The sequence below is a fragment of the Streptomyces sp. bgisy130 genome, assembly GCF_057708345.1.
The window spans coordinates 202,430-219,681 of sequence record NZ_JBYISA010000005.1; the positions used below are offsets into that span (position 1 = coordinate 202,430).

Here is a 17,252-nt window from a genome sequence, read left to right on the forward strand (position 1 = left end):
CGCCGGGCGTCAGCGCCCCGCGCGGTTCACGGCGGAGACCACGGCCTTCAGCGAGGCGCGCGTGGTGTTCGCGTCGATGCCGATGCCCCACAGGACCTTGTCACCGATCGCGCACTCGATGTACGAGGCGGCCAGCGCGGAGGCGCCCTCACTCATGGTGTGCTCCTGGTAGTCCAGCAGCCGCGCGTCGATGTCGATGCCCTGGAGCGCGTCGAAGAACGCGGAGATCGGGCCGTTGCCGGTGCCGGTCAGCACCGTCTCCGCACCGTCCACCTCGGCCTCGACGGTGAGGGTGTCGACGCCGTCCTTGTCGGTGGTCGTCTGGCCGTTCTTGACCTGGATGCGGCCCCACGGGTTCTCGGGGTTGGGCAGGTACTCGTCCTGGAAGGCCGACCAGATGGCGGTGGGCGTGACCTCGCCGCCCTCGGCGTCGGTCTTCTCCTGGATGATCCGGGAGAACTCGATCTGCATCCGGCGCGGCAGTTCCAGCTTGTGGTCGTTCTTCAGGACGTAGGCGATACCGCCCTTGCCGGACTGCGAGTTGACGCGGATGACGGCCTCGTAGGAGCGGCCGACGTCCTTGGGGTCGATGGGCAGGTACGGGACCGCCCACTCGATGTCGTCCACGGTCTTGCCGGCGGCGGCCGCCTCGGCCTCCATGGCGTCGAAGCCCTTCTTGATGGCGTCCTGGTGGGAGCCGGAGAAGGCGGTGTAGACCAGATCGCCCGCGTAGGGGTGGCGCGGGTGGATCTCCATCTGGTTGCAGTACTCGCTGGTGCGACGGATCTCGTCGATCTGCGAGAAGTCGATCTGCGGGTCGACGCCCTGGGAGAACAGGTTCATGCCCAGCGTCACCAGGTCGACATTGCCGGTGCGCTCGCCCTGCCCGAACAGACAGCCCTCGATGCGGTCGGCGCCCGCCATGATCGCCAGCTCGGCGGCGGCGACGGCGGTGCCCCGGTCGTTGTGCGGGTGCACGGACAGGCAGACGTGCTCGCGCCGGGACAGGTGGCGCGACATCCACTCGAAGCGGTCGGCGTGGGTGGACGGGGTGGAGCGCTCGACGGTGGCGGGCAGGTTCAGGATGATCTCGCGGCCCTCTTCGGGCTGCCAGACGTCGCAGACCGCCTCACAGACCTCCAGCGCGAAGTCCAGCTCGGTGTCGGTGAAGATCTCCGGGCTGTACTGGTAGCCGAAGATCGTCTCGTCGCCGAGGATCTTGTCGGCGTACTCCATGACCAGCCGGGTGCCGTCCACGGCGATCTGCTTGACCTGCTCCTTCGAGCCGCGGAAGACGACCCGGCGGAAGGTGGGCGCGGTGGCGTTGTAGAGGTGCACCGTGGCGCGGCGGGCGCCGCGCAGCGACTCGACGGTGCGCTCGATCAGCTCCTCGCGGGCCTGCGTCAGGACGGAGATCGTCACGTCCTCGGGGATCGCGCCCTCTTCGATGATCGAGCGGACGAAGGCGAAGTCCGTCTCCCCGGAGGACGGGAAGCCGACCTCGATCTCCTTGTAGCCCATGCGTACCAGCAGGTCGAACATCTCGCGCTTACGGGCCGGCGACATCGGGTCGATCAGCGCCTGGTTGCCGTCCCGCAGGTCGGTGGAGAGCCAGCGGGGCGCGACGGTGATGCGGTTGTCCGGCCAGGTGCGGTCGGGGATGTCGACCGCTTCGTAGCGGCCGTACTTGTGGACCGGCATTCCGGAGGGCCGCTGGAGCTGCGTCGCGTTGGTGACCGGGGTGGGCCGGCCGACGGCATGACCTGCGGGGCTCGACGGATTCGTCATGGTGCGTAGGGCTCCTCGTATGTCCGCTGGGGGTCCCCCTGCTCCAAAAGAGCCAGGGAGAGGCCGACGGGGCGATAGATCGCAACACCGAACTCCGCGGGGAGGGGGTCGGCCTACGACTACAGGCCCTCGCCGCGGCAGCTAAGGAGAAGCAGCCCGAAACGCATGATGCACAGCACCCTAGCCGAGGTACGCCGTGTCCGGCGGTCGCGTATCAGTATGCGGGACCGGACGGATGTTACGGCTTAAATGCGACCAACCACACTTTTACGGGAATCTTGGACGCGGGCAGTGACAGCCGCATTACACAGTGCCACCGTTTGTGCATGGACCTCAACGACGCGCAGCCAGATCCCGCCACCTGCCACACGCCCGTCTTCTGCACGATCATCCCGCCGCACATCCTCGACAACCTGGCCCAGTCGGACGACCCGGAGCGGCACGAGCCCGCCCGCCGCACCCTGGAGCACGACGACGTACGGCGCACCGAGCGCCTCGCGATCGCCGCCCGCGGCGGCCTCACCCCCGGCGAGCCCGGCGCCGACGCCGACAAACCCAACCGCACCATCTACGACGCCCGGCACCACGAGGACCTGCCCGGCAAGAAGGTCCGCAGCGAGTCCGACGGCCCCTCCAAGGACGCCTCCGTCAACCGCGCCCACGCCGGCCTGGGCGCCACCTTCGAGCTCTACCTCAAGGTCTACGGGCGCAAGTCCATCGACGGCGCCGGCCTGCCGCTCAACGCGACCGTCCACTACGGCCGGCGGTACGACAACGCCTTCTGGGACGGCGAGCGGATGGTCTTCGGCGACGGGGACAACGACCTGTTCAAGGACTTCACCATCCCCGTCGACGTGATCGGCCACGAGCTCACCCACGGGGTCACCCAGTACACCGCCAACCTCGACTACCAGGGCCAGTCCGGCGCCCTCAACGAGTCGGTCTCCGATGTCTTCGGCGTGCTGATCAAGCAGTACGCCCTGGGCCACACCGCCGACCAGGCCGACTGGCTGATCGGCGCCGACCTGCTCGGCCCGAACGTCACCGGCACCGCCCTGCGCTCGATGAAGGCCCCGGGCACCGCCTACGACGACGACGTGCTCGGCAAGGACCCGCAGCCCGCCGCCATGAAGGACTACGTGGACACGGCCGGCGACAACGGCGGCGTGCACATCAACTCCGGCATCCCCAACCACGCCTTCTACCTGGCCGCCACCGCCATCGGCGGCAAGGCATGGGAGCGCGCCGGGCAGGTCTGGTACGACGTGCTGACCGGCGGCAAGCTCACCAAAACCGCCACCTTCGCCGACTTCGCCGCCCTCACGATCAAGGCCGCCCAGGCCCGCTTCGGCGCCGGCGACGAGCACGAGGCGATGATCAAGGCCTGGACACAGGTCGGCATCACCACGAAGTAGCGGCACCGCGCGCCCGGGGCGGGAGGATTCGGCAGCGCCTTCCGCCCCGGGCACGATTACCGTGGCCTTACGGGGTAGGAGTCCGTCGAAGACGTCGGAGGAGTCCGTTATGCGCATTCATGTCCATCGCACCGGAGGCTTCGCGGGCGTCGACCGCCGCGCCGAGATCGACACCTCGGGCCGCCCCGACGCCGATGACTGGCAGGACCTGGCCAAAGAGGCCGTCGCCACCGCCCGCACCGAACCCCCCGTCGGGGTCCCGGACGGCTTCAGCTACCAGATCACCGTCGACGGCCGGACGGTCTACTGCTCCGACCCGCGCCTCACGAAGGAACAGCGGTCGCTGATCACGAAGGTGATGAAGGAAGGCGCGTAGGCGCGTCCGGGTGCCGCGCGGAGCCCGGTTCATCCGCTGAGGGCCCCACGCCTTGGCGCGTTCTCGCCGCCGTCACGTCCTGAAGTCGTACAACCCCAGCGCGTGGTGACCGGCATCACCGGCACCCATGGCCCGGAATGCCCGCTCCGCCCCCTTGATAGCGCTTTATGGAGCTATTCAACCCACCCCGGCTGCGCTTAAGTTCCCGCCCACAGCACGTTCGCGGCATGCACCCGCATGCCTTTTCGTCGGTGAGGTGGGGGACTTGGCAGGGAGAGCTGCGGCGGCGCATCGAAGGCGCTTCCGCCTGATCCGGGTGGCGGGGCTGGGCGGACTTCTGGTGGGGGTGCTTCCCGTGTTCCTCGGGGCCTCGGCGTGGGCGGCGCCCCGTACCCCCACAGCCGTCACGACGACCGCCATGGGGCAGGCCGCCGCCCGGGACACCGCCCCGAAGAAGGTCACCGCCCGCTGGGAGTTCGACCGGGAGGCCGAGGCGGGCGCCAACTCGGTACCGGGCGGCCCGGCCATGACGCTGGGCGGTGGCGCGAAGCTGGTGCCCGGCGCCGGGTTCATGGGCGAGGGGGGTCTCCTCCTGGACGGCAAGCGGGGATATGCGTCCAGTGCCGTGCCCGTCGACACCGGCACCAGTTTCACAGTGACCGCATGGGTGAAGGCCGCCTCGGACCCCACCCGCCGCATGACGGTCGTCAGCGCCGCAGGGAACGCCACCAGCAGCTTCCGGGTGGACTTCGTCCCCGACCGCGCACAGGTGCCCGGCGGGGATGCCTGGGAAGCAACCATGGCGCGGACCGACACGACCGGCGGCACGACCGTCTCGGCGACCAACGTGGGGGGCTGGAACAGCGCGACGGACTGGAACCACCTCGCAGTGGTCTACGACGCGTCGGCCCAGCAGCTCCGCCTCTATGTCAACGGCCAACTCGGCACCGCCGCTTGCTTCGACGACGACAAGGACGGGGCGGCCGACGATCCGCAGTGCGTCCCGGCAGTGCCGTGGGCCGACCATGCGCGCTCCTTCACGCCACCGCGGTCCCTCCAGGTCGGACGGGCCAAGAGCCAAGGCACCTTCGGGGACCACTGGTCAGGGGCGATCGACGACGTATGGACGTTCCAGGGTGCGCTCAGCCACGACCAGATCGGCCGTCTCGCGGGCGAGTGGGACGGCCTGCCGACCGAGGTGCCGAACGTCCCCGAGGCGGGCTGACCTGCCCCTCAACTCCCGTACCGCACCGCCCCCTTGACACCGTTACCGCCGGTTACAAAGATCCGGTCCATGACGACCGAGCCGGTGAGCGCCGCCCTGCCCCGCTTCCCCCGTGACTTCGTGTGGGGGGTGTCCACGTCCGCCGCGCAGATCGAAGGCGCGGTGGCGGAAGGCGGGCGGGGGCGGTCCGCGTGGGATGTGTTCGCGGCGGAGGCGGGGCGGATCAAGGACGGGTCGCAGCCGCGGGTGGCGACCGATCACTACCACCGGTACCCCGAGGACGTGGCGCTGCTCAAGGAGCTCGGGGTCGGGGCGTACCGCTTCTCGGTGGCCTGGCCGCGGGTGGTGCCGGACGGGAGCGGGGCGGTCAGCGAGGCGGGGCTGGACTTCTACGACCGGCTGGTGGACGCGCTGCTGGCGGCGGGGGTCGCACCGGTGCCGACGCTGTTCCACTGGGACACCCCGCAGGCGCTGGAGGAGGGCGGCGGGTGGCTCGTCCGGGAGACGGCGGAGAAGTTCGCGGCGTACGCGGACGTGGTGGCGGAGCGGCTCGGGGACCGGGTGGAGCGGTGGATCACGCTCAACGAACCGGCCGAACTGACCTTGCTGGGCTACGGGCTGGGGCAGCACGCTCCGGGGCGGCAGCTGCTGTTCGAGGCGCTGCCGGCGGCACACCATCAGCTGCTGGGGCACGGTCTGGCCGTACAGGCGCTGCGGGCCCGCGGGGCGGCGAGCATCGGGATCGCCAATTCGCACGGGCCGACCTGGACGGCGAGCGCGTCGGAGGCGGACACCGCGGCGGCCGATCTCTACGACCTGCTGCTCAACCGGCTGTTCGCGGAGCCGGTGCTGCTGGGGCGGTATCCCGATGAGGAGCTGGCGGCCCTGCTGCCGGGGCCGGTCGCCGAGGACCTGAAGGTCATCGCGCAGCCGCTGGACTGGTACGGGATCAACTACTACCAGCCGACGCTGGTGGGCGCCCCGGGGGCCGAGGGTGCGGCGGCGGCCGACTTCGGCGGGATCCGGCTGCCGCCCGAACTGCCCTTCGCGCCCCAGGAGATCGAGGGGTATCCGCGGACCGACTTCGGCTGGCCGGTGGTGCCGGAGGCGCTGACCGAGCTGCTGGTGTCGTTCCAGGAGCGGTACGGCGACCGGCTGCCGCCCGTCGTGATCACCGAGAACGGGTGCTCGTACGAGGGCATCGAGGACGGCGAGCGGATCGCGTTCCTGGACGGGCATCTGCGGGCGCTGCACGAGGCCATGGCGGCCGGGGTGGACGTCCGGGGCTACTTCGTGTGGTCGCTGATGGACAACTTCGAATGGGCGGAGGGGTACGCGCGGCGCTTCGGGCTGGTGCACGTCGACTACCCGACGCTGGCGCGGACGCCCAAGGCGTCGTTCCGCTGGCTGCGTGACGCCCTCCGGGAGCAGGCCCGGGGATGAGCCGCCCCGCCGCTCCGGAGGCGCTCACGGAGCCGGTGGAGCGGCCCGGACGCGGGTGGACCGCCGCCCTGTCGCTGGCCAACGGGGCGATCTGGGTCGGCTGGTACGGGCCGCTCCAGATCCTGCTCGCCCTCCAGGCCGCGGAACTCGCGCCGCCGGGCACCGCGAAGGAGTCGGTACTGGCGTGGGTGACGGGCGCCGGGGCCGTCGTCTCGATGGTGGCCAACCCGCTGTTCGGGGCGCTGTCGGACCGTACGGCCTCGCGGTTCGGGCGGCGCACCCCGTGGATCCTCGCGGGGGTGCTGGGCGGGGCCGGGGCGCTGGTGCTGCTGGCCGGGGCGGGCACGGTCGCGGGGATGGCGCTGGGGTGGTGCCTGGTGCAGCTCACCCTCAACGCGGCGTTCGCGGCGATCACGGCGGTGGTGCCCGACCGGGTGCCGCAGGGCCGGCGCGGGGCGGTGGGCGGCTGGCTGGGGGCCGCGCAGATCCTCGGGGTGGTGGCCGGGACGGGGCTGGCGACGGTCGCGGGCGGGGTGGTCGCGGGCTATCTCGCCTGTGCCGGCTGCACGGTGCTGGGCGCTCTCCCGTACGTACTGCTGCACCGGGACCCGGCGCTGCCGGCCGGGCGGCGGCCGGCCCTGCGCCTGCGGGCCCTGCTCGCCGGGTTCCGGATCAGCCCGCGCCGCCACCCCGATCTGGCGTGGGCCTGGCTGACCCGGTTCCTGATCAACCTCGGTAACGCGCTGGCCCTGCTGTACCTGCTGTATTACCTGCGGGATGTGCTGCACCGGCCGGACCCGGACGGCGGGGTGCTGGTGCTCACCGCCGTCAACGCGGTGACCCTGCTCGGCACGGTCGTCGTCGCGGGCTTCTGGTCGGACCGGATCGGGCGCCGGCAGCCGTTCGTGCTGGGGGCGGGGGTGCTGATGACGGTGGCGACCGGGCTGCTGGCCGGGTGGCAGACCTGGCCGGGGGCGGTGTGTGCCGCGGCGCTGCTCGGGGTCGGCTTCGGCGTCTTCACCTCCGTCGACTTCGCGCTGATGACGCAGGTGCTGCCGGCCGCTGCGGACCGCGGCAAGGACCTGGGCGTCATCAATATCGCCAACGCGCTGCCGCAGGTGGCCGCCCCGGTGCTGGCCGCGCCGATCGTGCAGCACCTCGGCGGCTACCGGGTGCTGTACGGCGTCGCGGCGGCCATCGGGCTGCTGGGGGCGTTGCTGGTGCGCAGGATCCGGGGCGTGGCGTAGCGGCCGGTACGGCGGAGCCGGGGCGTGGCACGGGGCCGTCGGCCGGGCCCCGGGCCGGAGCGGCTCAGAAGCCCAGCTTGCGCAGCTGCTTCGGGTCGCGCTGCCAGTCCTTGGCGACCTTGACGTGCAGATCCAGGAAGACGGGCGTGCCCAGCAGCGCCTCGATGTGCTTGCGGGACTTCATGCCGACCTCCTTCAGGCGCTGGCCCTTGGGGCCGATGATGATGCCCTTCTGGCTGGGGCGCTCGATGTAGACATTGGCGTGGATGTCGAGGAGCGGCTTGTCGGCCGGGCGGTCCTCGCGCGGCAGCATCTCCTCGACGACCACCGCGATGGAGTGCGGCAGCTCGTCACGGACGCCTTCCAGCGCGGCCTCGCGGATCAGCTCGGCGACCATGACCTGCTCGGGCTCGTCGGTGAGGTCGCCCTCGGGGTAGAGCGGCGGGCTCTCCGGGAGCATCGGGACCAGCAGGTCGGCGAGCAGGGACACCTGGGTGTCACCGACCGCCGAGACCGGGATGATCTCGGCCCATTCGATGCCCAGTTCCTTGCCGAGCTGGTCGATGGCGATCAGCTGGGCGGCCAGTGCCTTGGAGTCGACCAGGTCGGTCTTGGTGACGATGGCGACCTTGGGGGTCTTCTTGATGTCGGCCAGCTCACCGGCGATGTAGCGGTCGCCGGGGCCGATCTTCTGGTCGGCGGGCAGACAGAAGCCGATCACATCGACCTCGGACCAGGTGGTGCGCACGACATCGTTCAGCCGCTCGCCCAGCAGCGTGCGCGGCTTGTGCAGGCCGGGGGTGTCCACGAGGACCAGCTGGGCCTCGGGGCGGTGCACGATGCCGCGGACCGTGTGGCGGGTGGTCTGCGGGCGGTTGGAGGTGATGGCCACCTTCGTGCCGACGAGCGCGTTCGTCAGGGTCGACTTGCCGGCATTGGGACGGCCGACGAAGCAGGCGAAGCCCGCACGGTGCGCGGCGGAGGACTCGGTACGAACGCTCATGGCGCCCATTCTCCCCGATCCCGGGCGCGCCTCCGACCATCCCGGCCCGGAGACGGCCGGCGGGGGGCGCGAACGGCGCGGGGCGGCCCTGCGCTGCCGGCGGGCCGCCCCGTGTGCCGTCGTACGGCTGCCCGGCTCAGGCCGGGGCGCCGCCCGCCGGGACGGTGCTGCGCAGAGTGCCGTCGAGACCCGCGACCAGCACCGGCGTCTCGGGACCGCCGAGGTCCCGTACGGCCGCGCGGTCCGCGTCGGTGGCGCGCTCGGCGTCGGTGACCACGGCCGCGGCCTCCAGGGACGTGGCCCCGCTGGCGACGGCCATCGCGACGGCGGTCTGTAGCGCGCTGAGCTGTAGCGAGTCCAGGGCGACGGTGCCGGCGACATAGGTGCGGCCGGTCTCGTCGCGGACGGCGGCGCCCTCGGGCACGCCGTTACGGGCCCGCGCCGAGCGCGCGAGCGTGATGATCTTGCGGTCTTCGGGGTCCAGCGGTGCGGCTTCGCTCATACGGGCGAGCATATGCGGGGCGGCGGGAGGACCGCGGCAAGGGCCGACGGGCCGGGCCGGGCTGCTCAAGGGGCGCCCGCCCGTGGCCGTCCACCGGGGCCGCCCGCCCCCGGGCCGTCAGCCCGCGACCGAGGACATCCCGCCGCGCCGGCCCTCCGGAGAGGTGAGCCACGCCAGCCGGGCCGCGGTGTCCGTCTCCGGGCGCGGATTGTGCAGCACGATGTTGAGGTCGGGGCGGACCGGAACCCGCAGCTGGGTGGTCTCGAAGTACAGGGCGCCGACGAGTGGATGGTCCAGCTCCTTGTGGAGCGTCCCGCCGTCCTGCACATCGCCGCGCCCCCACAGCTCGGCGAACTCCGCGCTGAGCGCCGAGGCCTCGCGGACCACCTCGTCGAAGCCCTCGTCGCCGGGCCGCGCCGACCATGCGGCCCGGTACTGCGCCACGAGCGCGGGGGCGTTCGCCTCCCAACTCGCCGCCCGCGCACGGTAGACGGGGTCGGTGAAGAAGGCGATCAGGCAGTTCGTCGAGACGCCGGGGCGGCCGTGGCCGAGCACCAGCCCCGCCGCCTCGTTGAAGGCGATGAGGTTCCAGTACGGGTCCATGATGTGCGCCGGGGACGGCATCCAGGCGTCGATCAGCCGCTGGAGGCCCGCGCACACATCGGTGCGGCCCAGTTCCTCGGCGTCCTGCCGCAGCGGTGGGTTCAGCCCGGCCAGGACGTACAGATGCCGGCGCTCGGCGCCGCTGAGCCGCAGGACCCGGGCGACCGAGTCCAGCACCTGCGGCGAGACGGTGATGTCCCGGCCCTGCTCCAGCCACTGGTACCAGGACGCGCCGACCCCGGCGAGGACGGCGACCTCCTCGCGGCGCAGGCCCGGGGTGCGGCGGCGGCCGCCGTCGGGCAGGCCCGCCTCGGCCGGGGTGACCCGGGCGCGACGGCTTCTGAGGAAGTCGCGCAGATCCTGGCGGCGGCGCGCGGTGTCCCGGTTGGCTGCGTTCGTGGCCACGTTCTCCCCCTGTTCGCGTGGCTGGTGGTGCGGACACCACGATAAGTTCCCGCTCCCCACGCGGTCTTGCGGGGCCGCAGCCTCGTCGTATGCCGATAACCGACAGCACCGCTGCTCTTGACACACCGACGGACGCCGCCCCCGCGCCGGGCGCCGCCCCGGATGCCGCCGCCGGCCCGCGGATGACCCGGCGCGCCCAGCTCATCCTGCTGCTCCTGTGCGGCGCCCAGTTCATCATCGCGCTGGACTTCTCCATCCTGAATGTGGCGCTTCCGGTGCTCGGCCGGGATCTGGGGATGGACCAGGCCGATCTCCAGTGGGCGGTCACCGCGTTCGCGCTGCCCTCGGGCGGTTTCCTGCTGCTGTCCGGCCGGATCGCCGATCTCTTCGGGCGGCGGCGGCTGTTCCTCATCGGGCTCGGGCTGTTCACCGCGGCCTCCGTGCTGGCCGCGCTGGCGTGGTCCCCGGCGGTCTTCCTGGCCGGGCGGGCGCTCCAGGGCCTGGGCGCGGCGATCATCGTGCCCACCGGGATGTCGCTGCTCACCACCACCTTCGCCGAGGGCCCGCAGCGCGAACGCGCGCTGGGCATCAGCGGCACCGTGCTCTCGACGGGTTTCACCATCGGCATGGTGCTGGGCGGGGTGATGACCGAGACGCTGGGCTGGCGCTCCACCATGGGCCTGCTGTCCGTGGCCGGGGTGGCGGTCCTGGCCGCGGCACCGCTGCTGCTGACCGAGTCCCGGCATTCCGAGCGCCCCCGGATCGACGTACCCGGCGCGGTCACCGTCACCGGCGGGCTGCTGTCGCTGATCTACGCCCTGTCGACCGCCGCCGAGCAGGGCTTCGGCCGCCCGGACGTGCTGGTGACGCTGCTCGCGGGGGTGGGGCTGCTGGCCGCGTTCGTGGTGGTGGAGTCGCGGGCCACGCAGCCGCTGGTGTCGCTGCCGATGCTGCGCCGGCGGACCGTCGCCTGGGGCAATCTGGCGGGCCTGACGACGTTCGCGATGATGAGCACCGTCATCTTCCTGCTGACGCTCTACCTCCAGGAAGTGCTGCGGCTGTCCCCCTTCCACACGGGTCTGGTGTTCGGGGTGCAGGGCGTGGTCTCGGCGTTCGCCGGCCTCGTCGCCCCGAAGGTCATCGGCCGGCTCGGTGCCCGCCGCACCCTGCTGGCCGGGCTGCTGATCCAGGCGGGTTTCACGGCCGCGCTGCTGGGGCTGGGCACCGGCAGCGGCCTGTGGCTGGCCCTGACCGGGGTGTCCCTCGGCAGCCTCGGCCATCTGTGGGCGATCATCTCCTACGGCGTGACCGCGACCTCCGGGGTGCCGGACGCCGAACAGGGCCTGGCCACCGGGCTGGTCACCAGCTCGCAGCAGGTGGGCATCACCCTCGGCATTCCGCTGCTGAGCGCGGTCGCCTCGGCGCATATCGCCGCGCTGCGGGCGGACGGCAGCGGCTTCGCCCAGGCCACTCTCGGCGGCATCAAGCTGGCGCTGGGCCTGGACGCGGCGCTGCTCGCGCTGGTCGCGCTGCTGGTGGCGGCCGGGCTGCGGATGGTGCGTCCGGCGCGCCGCGGCTGAGGAAGAAGGTGGTTGCCCCGGTCCCCCGCCCCGGGGCAACCTGCGCTACAGGATTTCTCACGCATTGCGGTCACCGTCGGCGACCGCTTGAAGATCTTTCCATGGCGCCCGCCGCGGAATCCAGCTTCCCCGGATATGGCTTTCAGAACATTTCTGCTGCACTGGAGATAAGTAGCCGCCCGGCAGGCCACAGCCAGAAATATTCCCGGCATCACCAGAAATTACGCGGCGAATTCCGCGGATGTTCAGCCGGCGGTGCGGCCGCCCGCCGGCGATTCCTCGGCGGCGCTCGCGCCCGCCGGGCGCACCGGCTCACACAGCACCGTAATGATCTTGTTGCGGCGGCCGGCCGGGGCTTCCGCGGTCAGCCGCAGCGCCTTCAGCCCCGGGTCGGAGGCGTCGTCGGCGAGGTCGACCTCGGCGGTGGCACCGGCGATCGGGACCCGGCCGAGGAGCTTGGCGAGCAGTCCGCCGACGGTTTCGACGTCCTCGTCGTCCAGCTCGGCCAGGCCGTAGAGCTCACCGAGGTCGCCGATGTCCAGCCGGGAGGTGACGCGATAGCGGCCGTCGCCGAGATCCTCGACGGGCGGCAGTTCCCGGTCGTATTCATCGGTGATCTCGCCGACGATCTCTTCCAGAATGTCCTCGATGGTGACAATGCCGGCGGTGCCGCCATATTCATCGATGACCACCGCGACATGATTGCGGTCCTGCTGCATTTCGCGCAGCAGATCACCGGCATTCTTGGTGTCGGGGACGAAAACGGCGGGGCGCATGGCCGTGGAGACCAGCTCGGACTCGGCGTCGCGGCTGATGTGGACCTTGCGGGCCAGGTCCTTGAGGTAGACCACGCCGACGATGTCGTCCTCGTTCTCGCCGGTCACCGGGATACGGGAGAAGCCGGAGCGCAGGGCGAGGGTCAGCGCCTGGCGGATGGTCTTGAACCGCTCGACGGCGACCAGGTCCGTACGCGGCACCATCACCTCACGGACGAGGGTGTCGCCGAGCTGGAAGACGGAGTGCACCATCCGGCGCTCCTCGTCCTCGATCAGCGACTCCTTCTCCGCGAGGTCCACCAGGGAGCGCAGCTCGGCCTCGGAGGCGAACGGGCCCTTGCGGAAGCCCTTGCCGGGGGTCAGGGCGTTGCCGAGGAGGATCAGCAGCTGCGGGATGGGGCCCATGATGCGGGCCAGCGGCAGCAGGACGTAGGCGGCGGCGGTCGCGGTGTTCAGCGGGTGCTGGCGGCCGATCGTCCGCGGTGAGACGCCGACGGCGACATAGGAGACCAGCACCATCACGGCGATGGCGACGGTCAGCGCCTCCCAGGTCGCGTCGAACGAGCGCAGGCAGGCGTAGGTCACCAGGACCCCGGCGGCCATCTCGCAGCCGACCCGCACCAGCAGGGCGACATTGAGATAGCGGGTGGGGTCGGCGGCGACGGCGGCGAGCCTGGCGCTGCCGCGGCGGCCGGAGCGGACGGCTTCCTCGGCCCGGAAGCTGGTCGTCCGGGCCAGGCCGGCCTCCGCGCAGGCGGCGAGCCAGGCGATCACGACGAGCAGGACCGCGACCGCGATCAGCTGGGTGGTCATCGGGTGTCCCGTCAGGTCACGGTGGGGGCCGGAGAGGGGCCGGTCAGCCCCCGCTCGGCGCGCCAGCCGTCAACGATCGCCGCCTGGAGGCCGAACATCTCGGCCTTCTCGTCCGGCTCCTCGTGGTCGTAGCCGAGGAGGTGGAGCACTCCGTGGACGGTGAGCAGCTGGAGCTCCTCGTCCATGCTGTGCCCGGTCGGCGCCTCCTCGCCCTGCTTCTTGGCGACCTCCGGGCAGAGCACGATGTCACCGAGGAGGCCCTGCGGGGGCTCCTCGTCGTCCTTGGCCGGCGGGCGCAGCTCGTCCATGGGGAAGGACATGACATCGGTCGGCCCCGGCAGGTCCATCCACTGGAGGTGAAGCTGCTCCATGGCCTCGGCGTCGACGACGATCACGGACAGCTCGGAGAGCGGGTGGATGCGCATCCGGGCGACGGCGTAGCGGGCGACATCCAGGATGGCCTGCTCGTCGATCTCGGTGCCGGACTCGTTGTTGACGTCGATGGACATGGGGAGGGTTGCTTCTCGCTTCTCGGGCCCGGCCCGATGGTTGCTGGGAGCGCGGGGCGTGGACCCCGGCCGGCCGGGTGGCCGGCCGGTGGGCTCACGTGCCGTTGCGGCTGTCGTACTTCTCGTAGGCGTCGACGATACGGCCGACGAGCTTGTGCCGGACCACGTCCTTGCTGGTGAGCAGGGAGAAATGCACATCGTCGACGCCGTCCAGGATGTCCCGGACCTGGCGCAGACCGCTCTTCGTCCCGCCCGGGAGGTCGACCTGGGTGACATCGCCGGTGATGACGATCTTCGAGTCGAAGCCGAGGCGGGTGAGGAACATCTTCATCTGCTCGGGGTTCGTGTTCTGCGCCTCGTCGAGAATGATGAAGGCGTCGTTCAGCGTGTTGTGTGTGAGCAGATAGTCCTGGGTGACGTACAGCGAGTCCTCCGCTGCCACCTGGATGCACACCGCTTCCTCGCGACCGGCCGGCTCGATGCTGTCGATGAAGCGCATCGGGCGTCCGCCGCCGCCGGCGGCGTGATACTTCTCCCGCTTGCGGGCCAGGCGGAAGGGTTCCAGGCCCTCGGGAAGCCGGATGTCGACGATGTGGGCGTCGCGCCGGTGTTCGACCGCGCGTTGCCCGGCCCGGCCGGGAGCGCGGCCGGCTGCCGGCCTGCGCCGGGTGTAGGCGACACCGCCGAGGGACTGGACCAGCGAGATGACATCGTCGCGGAGCAGAATCGACGTGGTCGAGTACTGGACGCGGCAGGTGCGGGAATCCTGGGCCACCGGTCCGCCATCGGCGTCGAGAAGCCCCTGAAGCAGCGCGAGCCGGATCTCAACGGAGTTGTACCGATACACGTCCGGCACGAACTTGGTGTTGGAGCGGCTGCCCAGCAAATCCAGTTCGCGCAGGACACGCGTCACCGGGTTCTCGGTCGTGACGACATCACCGGGCTCCTTGATCCGGTTCAGGACGTAGTCGGGTCCTCCCTTCGGGCGGGCATGGACACCTGGCAGTGCGGCCGTCAGCGCCTCGACGAGCTCAGGGTCGTCACTGGAGAACGACGGGGTGGTGGAGCCCGTCAGGCACCCGTCGCCAAGCAACAGTCCCAGCGCGTACGGATCCATCGGGACCTCGCGCTCCGGGAAGCAGACCGGGGCGGTGAGGAGCGGCAGCTCATAGCGGCGGGCGTGCGCCGCGCGGAGATTGCCGATCATTTCCTGCGTCTCCAGGACCCGCCACGGCTTGTCGCGGCGCTTGTCCGAAGCCGTGCGTACGGTCCACAGGTGTTCACCGCAGCACAGGGTCCAGGAGCCGTCCTGGGCAGTGACGCGGTAGATGTCCTTCTCGCCCTGTGGGTAGACGCCGAGGACCGGAGTCGGCTCGCCGTTGGAGCCGATCACCAGGTCGCCGACCTGGAGCTCGCCGATGGGCCGCCAGCCGTCCGGCGTCAGAACGTTCGTGAAGACCGGCTGGGCGCGGCCGCGCATGTACGCCAGCGGAGCGACCTCGATCGTCCCGGCGGCCATCAGGCGCGGGATGGAGTCGGGGTCGAGCATGTCGTGCAGCGCGTCGTAGAGCGGGCGCAGATAGGGGTCGATCTTCTCGTAGAGCGTGCCGGGCAGGAAGCCCAGCCGCTCACCGGCCTCGACCGCGGGGCGGGTCAGGATGATGCGGTTGACCTGCTTGGCCTGGAGCGCCTGGACGGCCTTGGCCATGGCGAGGTAGGTCTTGCCGGTGCCCGCCGGGCCGATGCCGAAGACGACGGTGTGCTCGTCGATGGCGTCGACATAGCGCTTCTGGTTGAGGGTCTTGGGCCGGATCGTCCGGCCGCGGTTGGAGAGGATGTTCTGGGTGAGCACCTCGGCGGGCGTCTCGCTCACCGCGCCCTCGCCGTCCTCCGCCGCGCGCAGCATGGCGATGGACCGTTCCACTGCGTCCTCCGTCATCGGTTGTCCGGTGCGGAGCACCAGCATCATCTCGTCGAAGAGGCGCTGGATGAGAGCCACTTCCCGGGCGTCACCGACAGCGCTGACCTCGTTGCCCCGGACATGGATGTCGGTCGCCGGGAAGGCTTTTTCGATCACGCGCAGTAGGGAGTCACCGGATCCCAGGACCGTCACCATCGGGTGCTTGGCCGGGACGGTGAACTGGGCGCGCGCCTGCGGTTGCGTGGGTGTCTGAGTCATAAGGCGGCTCGGTGGCCTGCTCAACCCCCATCCTTTGCTAATAAGAGGTGCCTGCCTGCACTCGACTCCTTGAGATACAAGAGTACGACGGAGCACTGACAGGCCCGAGAGCTTTTTCCCGCCGGGGCGGGGCGACGGGGGCCCACCGCGCGCTCCCGGGGCGTCGGCCGGCCGGGCCGGGAACGGCCCCGCGGCGGCTCAGGCCGGGCGGCGGAAGCCGATGGTGGGGACGGCGCGGGCCAGCGGCGCGGGCCGGTACGCCGCGGGCAGCACCTCGTCCAGGAAGGCGTACTGGCGGCGCAGCACGCCCGGTGCGCCCGCCTCGTAGGCCCGCACCTGCTGCCACCAGGCGGCGATCTCCGCCCAGCCCGGCGCGGACAGCGAGCCGCCGAATTCCTGCACGGACAGCGCGGCGGACAGCCCCGCGAAGGCGAGCCGGTCGGCGAGCGGCCAGTCGGCGAGGGTGCCGGTGACGAATCCGGCGACGAAGACATCCCCGGCGCCGGTGGGGTCCAGCGCCTCCACGGCGATCGCGGGCACCTCGGCGCTCTCGCCGGTCCGGCCGTCCACCGCGTAGGCGCCCTCCGAACCCAGCGTGACCACCGCGAGCGGCACCCGGTCGGCGAGCTTGCGGGCCGCGGCGCGCGGGCAGTCCGTCCGGGTGTAGCGCATCGCCTCCTCGGCGTTGGGCAGGAACGCCTCGCAGTGCTCCAGGTCGGCGAGGTCCGCCGGGTCCCAGCGGCCGCTGTCGTCCCAGCCCACGTCCGCGAAGATGCGGCTGCCGCGGCCCGCCGCGCAGCCCAGCCAGCCCTCCCGCCGGCCCGGGACCAGCGAGGCGATGCAGGCGCGGGACGGCGGCGGGCAGCCGGGGGCGTGCTTGCCGTCGAAGGCGAAATCGGGCGGTGGCGCCTCGTGGCCGTGCGACACCATCGTGCGCTCGCCCTCGTACGCCATGGAGACGGTGACCGGGGAGTGCCAGCCGGGGACGGTGCGGGACAGCGCCAGGTCGATGCCCTCGCCCTGTTCGAGCGCCTCCCAGCAGTACTCGCCGTAGTGGTCGTCGCCGAAGGCCGCGGCGAGTGAGGTGCGCAGCCCGAGCCGGGCCAGGGCGGTGGCCATGTTGGCGACGCCGCCGGGGCTGGAGCCCATCCCGCGGGCCCAGGACTCGGTGCCGCGGACCGGGGCGGAGTCCAGGCCGGTGAAGATGATGTCCAGGAAGACCGAGCCGGTGAGGTAGACGTCGGTGCGCGGATCGCCGTCGGCGCGCACCCCGGCCAGCGGATCGAGGTCCGCGGGCACGGCCGCCGGGCCCGCGGGCGGAAGGTCATCGCGTCGGCTGCTCACCGTGCTCTCCCCTCTCGTATCTGCACGTGCCGCCAGTGTGCCTG

General features: G+C 71.5%; 14 protein-coding genes. 6 read left to right on the plus strand and 8 right to left on the minus strand.

The window, feature by feature from the left end; translation table 11 throughout:
* Positions 1-9: 9 nt before the first annotated feature.
* Positions 10-1,788, minus strand: a complete 1,779-nt coding sequence (gene leuA / locus AC3EUV_RS09860) for a 2-isopropylmalate synthase (RefSeq protein ID WP_435602665.1) — start codon at positions 1,786-1,788, stop codon at positions 10-12.
* Between the two features lie 326 nt (positions 1,789-2,114).
* Between leuA and AC3EUV_RS09865 the strand changes: the two genes are divergently transcribed.
* The 5 genes from AC3EUV_RS09865 to AC3EUV_RS09885 all read left to right on the plus strand — a co-directional run bounded on the left by AC3EUV_RS09865 (position 2,115) and on the right by AC3EUV_RS09885 (position 7,494).
* Positions 2,115-3,203, plus strand: coding sequence for a M4 family metallopeptidase (locus AC3EUV_RS09865; RefSeq protein ID WP_432141622.1), 1,089 nt, complete (start codon positions 2,115-2,117; stop codon positions 3,201-3,203).
* Positions 3,204-3,312: 109 nt separating this feature from the next.
* Positions 3,313-3,579: a protealysin inhibitor emfourin gene (locus AC3EUV_RS09870; RefSeq protein ID WP_018088185.1), complete on the plus strand. Its 267-nt coding sequence runs from the start codon at positions 3,313-3,315 to the stop codon at positions 3,577-3,579.
* Between the two features lie 265 nt (positions 3,580-3,844).
* Positions 3,845-4,804, plus strand: a complete 960-nt coding sequence (locus AC3EUV_RS09875) for a LamG domain-containing protein (RefSeq protein WP_435602666.1) — start codon at positions 3,845-3,847, stop codon at positions 4,802-4,804.
* A 69-nt stretch (positions 4,805-4,873) separates the two neighbouring features.
* Positions 4,874-6,247: a GH1 family beta-glucosidase gene (locus AC3EUV_RS09880; protein ID WP_435602667.1), complete on the plus strand. Its 1,374-nt coding sequence runs from the start codon at positions 4,874-4,876 to the stop codon at positions 6,245-6,247.
* Entirely contained in the window at positions 6,244-7,494 is a 1,251-nt protein-coding gene (locus tag AC3EUV_RS09885; RefSeq protein ID WP_435602668.1) for an MFS transporter, read from the plus strand. The genes AC3EUV_RS09880 and AC3EUV_RS09885 overlap by 4 nt, the downstream gene beginning before the upstream one ends.
* Before the next feature lie 64 nt (positions 7,495-7,558).
* Here AC3EUV_RS09885 and era read toward each other — a convergent pair whose 3' ends face one another.
* The 3 genes from era to AC3EUV_RS09900 form a co-directional block, all read right to left on the minus strand.
* Positions 7,559-8,506, minus strand: a complete 948-nt coding sequence (gene era, locus AC3EUV_RS09890) for a GTPase Era (RefSeq protein ID WP_386683870.1) — start codon at positions 8,504-8,506, stop codon at positions 7,559-7,561.
* A 127-nt stretch (positions 8,507-8,633) separates the two neighbouring features.
* Positions 8,634-8,999 carry a cytidine deaminase gene (locus tag AC3EUV_RS09895; protein ID WP_435602669.1) on the minus strand — a complete coding sequence of 122 codons (366 nt, stop codon included), beginning with the start codon at positions 8,997-8,999 and terminating at the stop codon, positions 8,634-8,636.
* 117 nt (positions 9,000-9,116) lie between these two features.
* Positions 9,117-10,007, minus strand: coding sequence for a helix-turn-helix transcriptional regulator (locus AC3EUV_RS09900; protein WP_435602670.1), 891 nt, complete (start codon positions 10,005-10,007; stop codon positions 9,117-9,119).
* Between the two features lie 89 nt (positions 10,008-10,096).
* Here AC3EUV_RS09900 and AC3EUV_RS09905 point away from each other — a divergent pair, with 89 nt between their 5' ends.
* On the plus strand, positions 10,097-11,587 hold the full coding sequence (locus AC3EUV_RS09905) for an MFS transporter (protein ID WP_435602671.1): 1,491 nt from the start codon (positions 10,097-10,099) through the stop codon (positions 11,585-11,587).
* Positions 11,588-11,832: 245 nt separating this feature from the next.
* Here the strand turns inward: AC3EUV_RS09905 and AC3EUV_RS09910 are convergent, their stop codons facing one another.
* From AC3EUV_RS09910 to AC3EUV_RS09925, 4 genes are all read right to left on the minus strand, one after another.
* On the minus strand, positions 11,833-13,176 hold the full coding sequence (locus AC3EUV_RS09910) for a hemolysin family protein (RefSeq protein ID WP_432141615.1): 1,344 nt from the start codon (positions 13,174-13,176) through the stop codon (positions 11,833-11,835).
* An 11-nt stretch (positions 13,177-13,187) separates the two neighbouring features.
* Positions 13,188-13,685 (minus strand): rRNA maturation RNase YbeY, encoded by a 498-nt coding sequence (gene ybeY, locus AC3EUV_RS09915; RefSeq protein WP_042154667.1) that lies wholly within the window; start codon positions 13,683-13,685, stop codon positions 13,188-13,190.
* 94 nt (positions 13,686-13,779) lie between these two features.
* Entirely contained in the window at positions 13,780-15,864 is a 2,085-nt protein-coding gene (locus AC3EUV_RS09920; protein WP_435602672.1) for a PhoH family protein, read from the minus strand.
* A gap of 198 nt (positions 15,865-16,062) precedes the next feature.
* A complete protein-coding gene (locus AC3EUV_RS09925; protein ID WP_432141613.1) occupies positions 16,063-17,208 on the minus strand; it encodes a carbohydrate kinase family protein in 1,146 nt (381 codons plus the stop codon).
* Positions 17,209-17,252 lie beyond the last annotated feature (44 nt).

Bases quoted from the DNA above. Each gene is read 5' to 3' on its own strand.
- AC3EUV_RS09895 (WP_435602669.1), bottom strand. From the start codon at position 8,999: ATGAGCGAAGCCGCACCGCTGGACCCCGAAGACCGCAAGATCATCACG.
- AC3EUV_RS09865 (WP_432141622.1), top strand. From the start codon at position 2,115: ATGGACCTCAACGACGCGCAGCCAGATCCCGCCACCTGCCACACGCCC.
- era (WP_386683870.1), bottom strand. From the start codon at position 8,506: ATGGGCGCCATGAGCGTTCGTACCGAGTCCTCCGCCGCGCACCGTGCG.
- AC3EUV_RS09910 (WP_432141615.1), bottom strand. From the start codon at position 13,176: ATGACCACCCAGCTGATCGCGGTCGCGGTCCTGCTCGTCGTGATCGCC.
- AC3EUV_RS09905 (WP_435602671.1), top strand. From the start codon at position 10,097: ATGCCGATAACCGACAGCACCGCTGCTCTTGACACACCGACGGACGCC.
- AC3EUV_RS09880 (WP_435602667.1), top strand. From the start codon at position 4,874: ATGACGACCGAGCCGGTGAGCGCCGCCCTGCCCCGCTTCCCCCGTGAC.
- leuA (WP_435602665.1), bottom strand. From the start codon at position 1,788: ATGACGAATCCGTCGAGCCCCGCAGGTCATGCCGTCGGCCGGCCCACC.
- AC3EUV_RS09920 (WP_435602672.1), bottom strand. From the start codon at position 15,864: ATGACTCAGACACCCACGCAACCGCAGGCGCGCGCCCAGTTCACCGTC.
- AC3EUV_RS09885 (WP_435602668.1), top strand. From the start codon at position 6,244: ATGAGCCGCCCCGCCGCTCCGGAGGCGCTCACGGAGCCGGTGGAGCGG.
- ybeY (WP_042154667.1), bottom strand. From the start codon at position 13,685: ATGTCCATCGACGTCAACAACGAGTCCGGCACCGAGATCGACGAGCAG.
- AC3EUV_RS09870 (WP_018088185.1), top strand. From the start codon at position 3,313: ATGCGCATTCATGTCCATCGCACCGGAGGCTTCGCGGGCGTCGACCGC.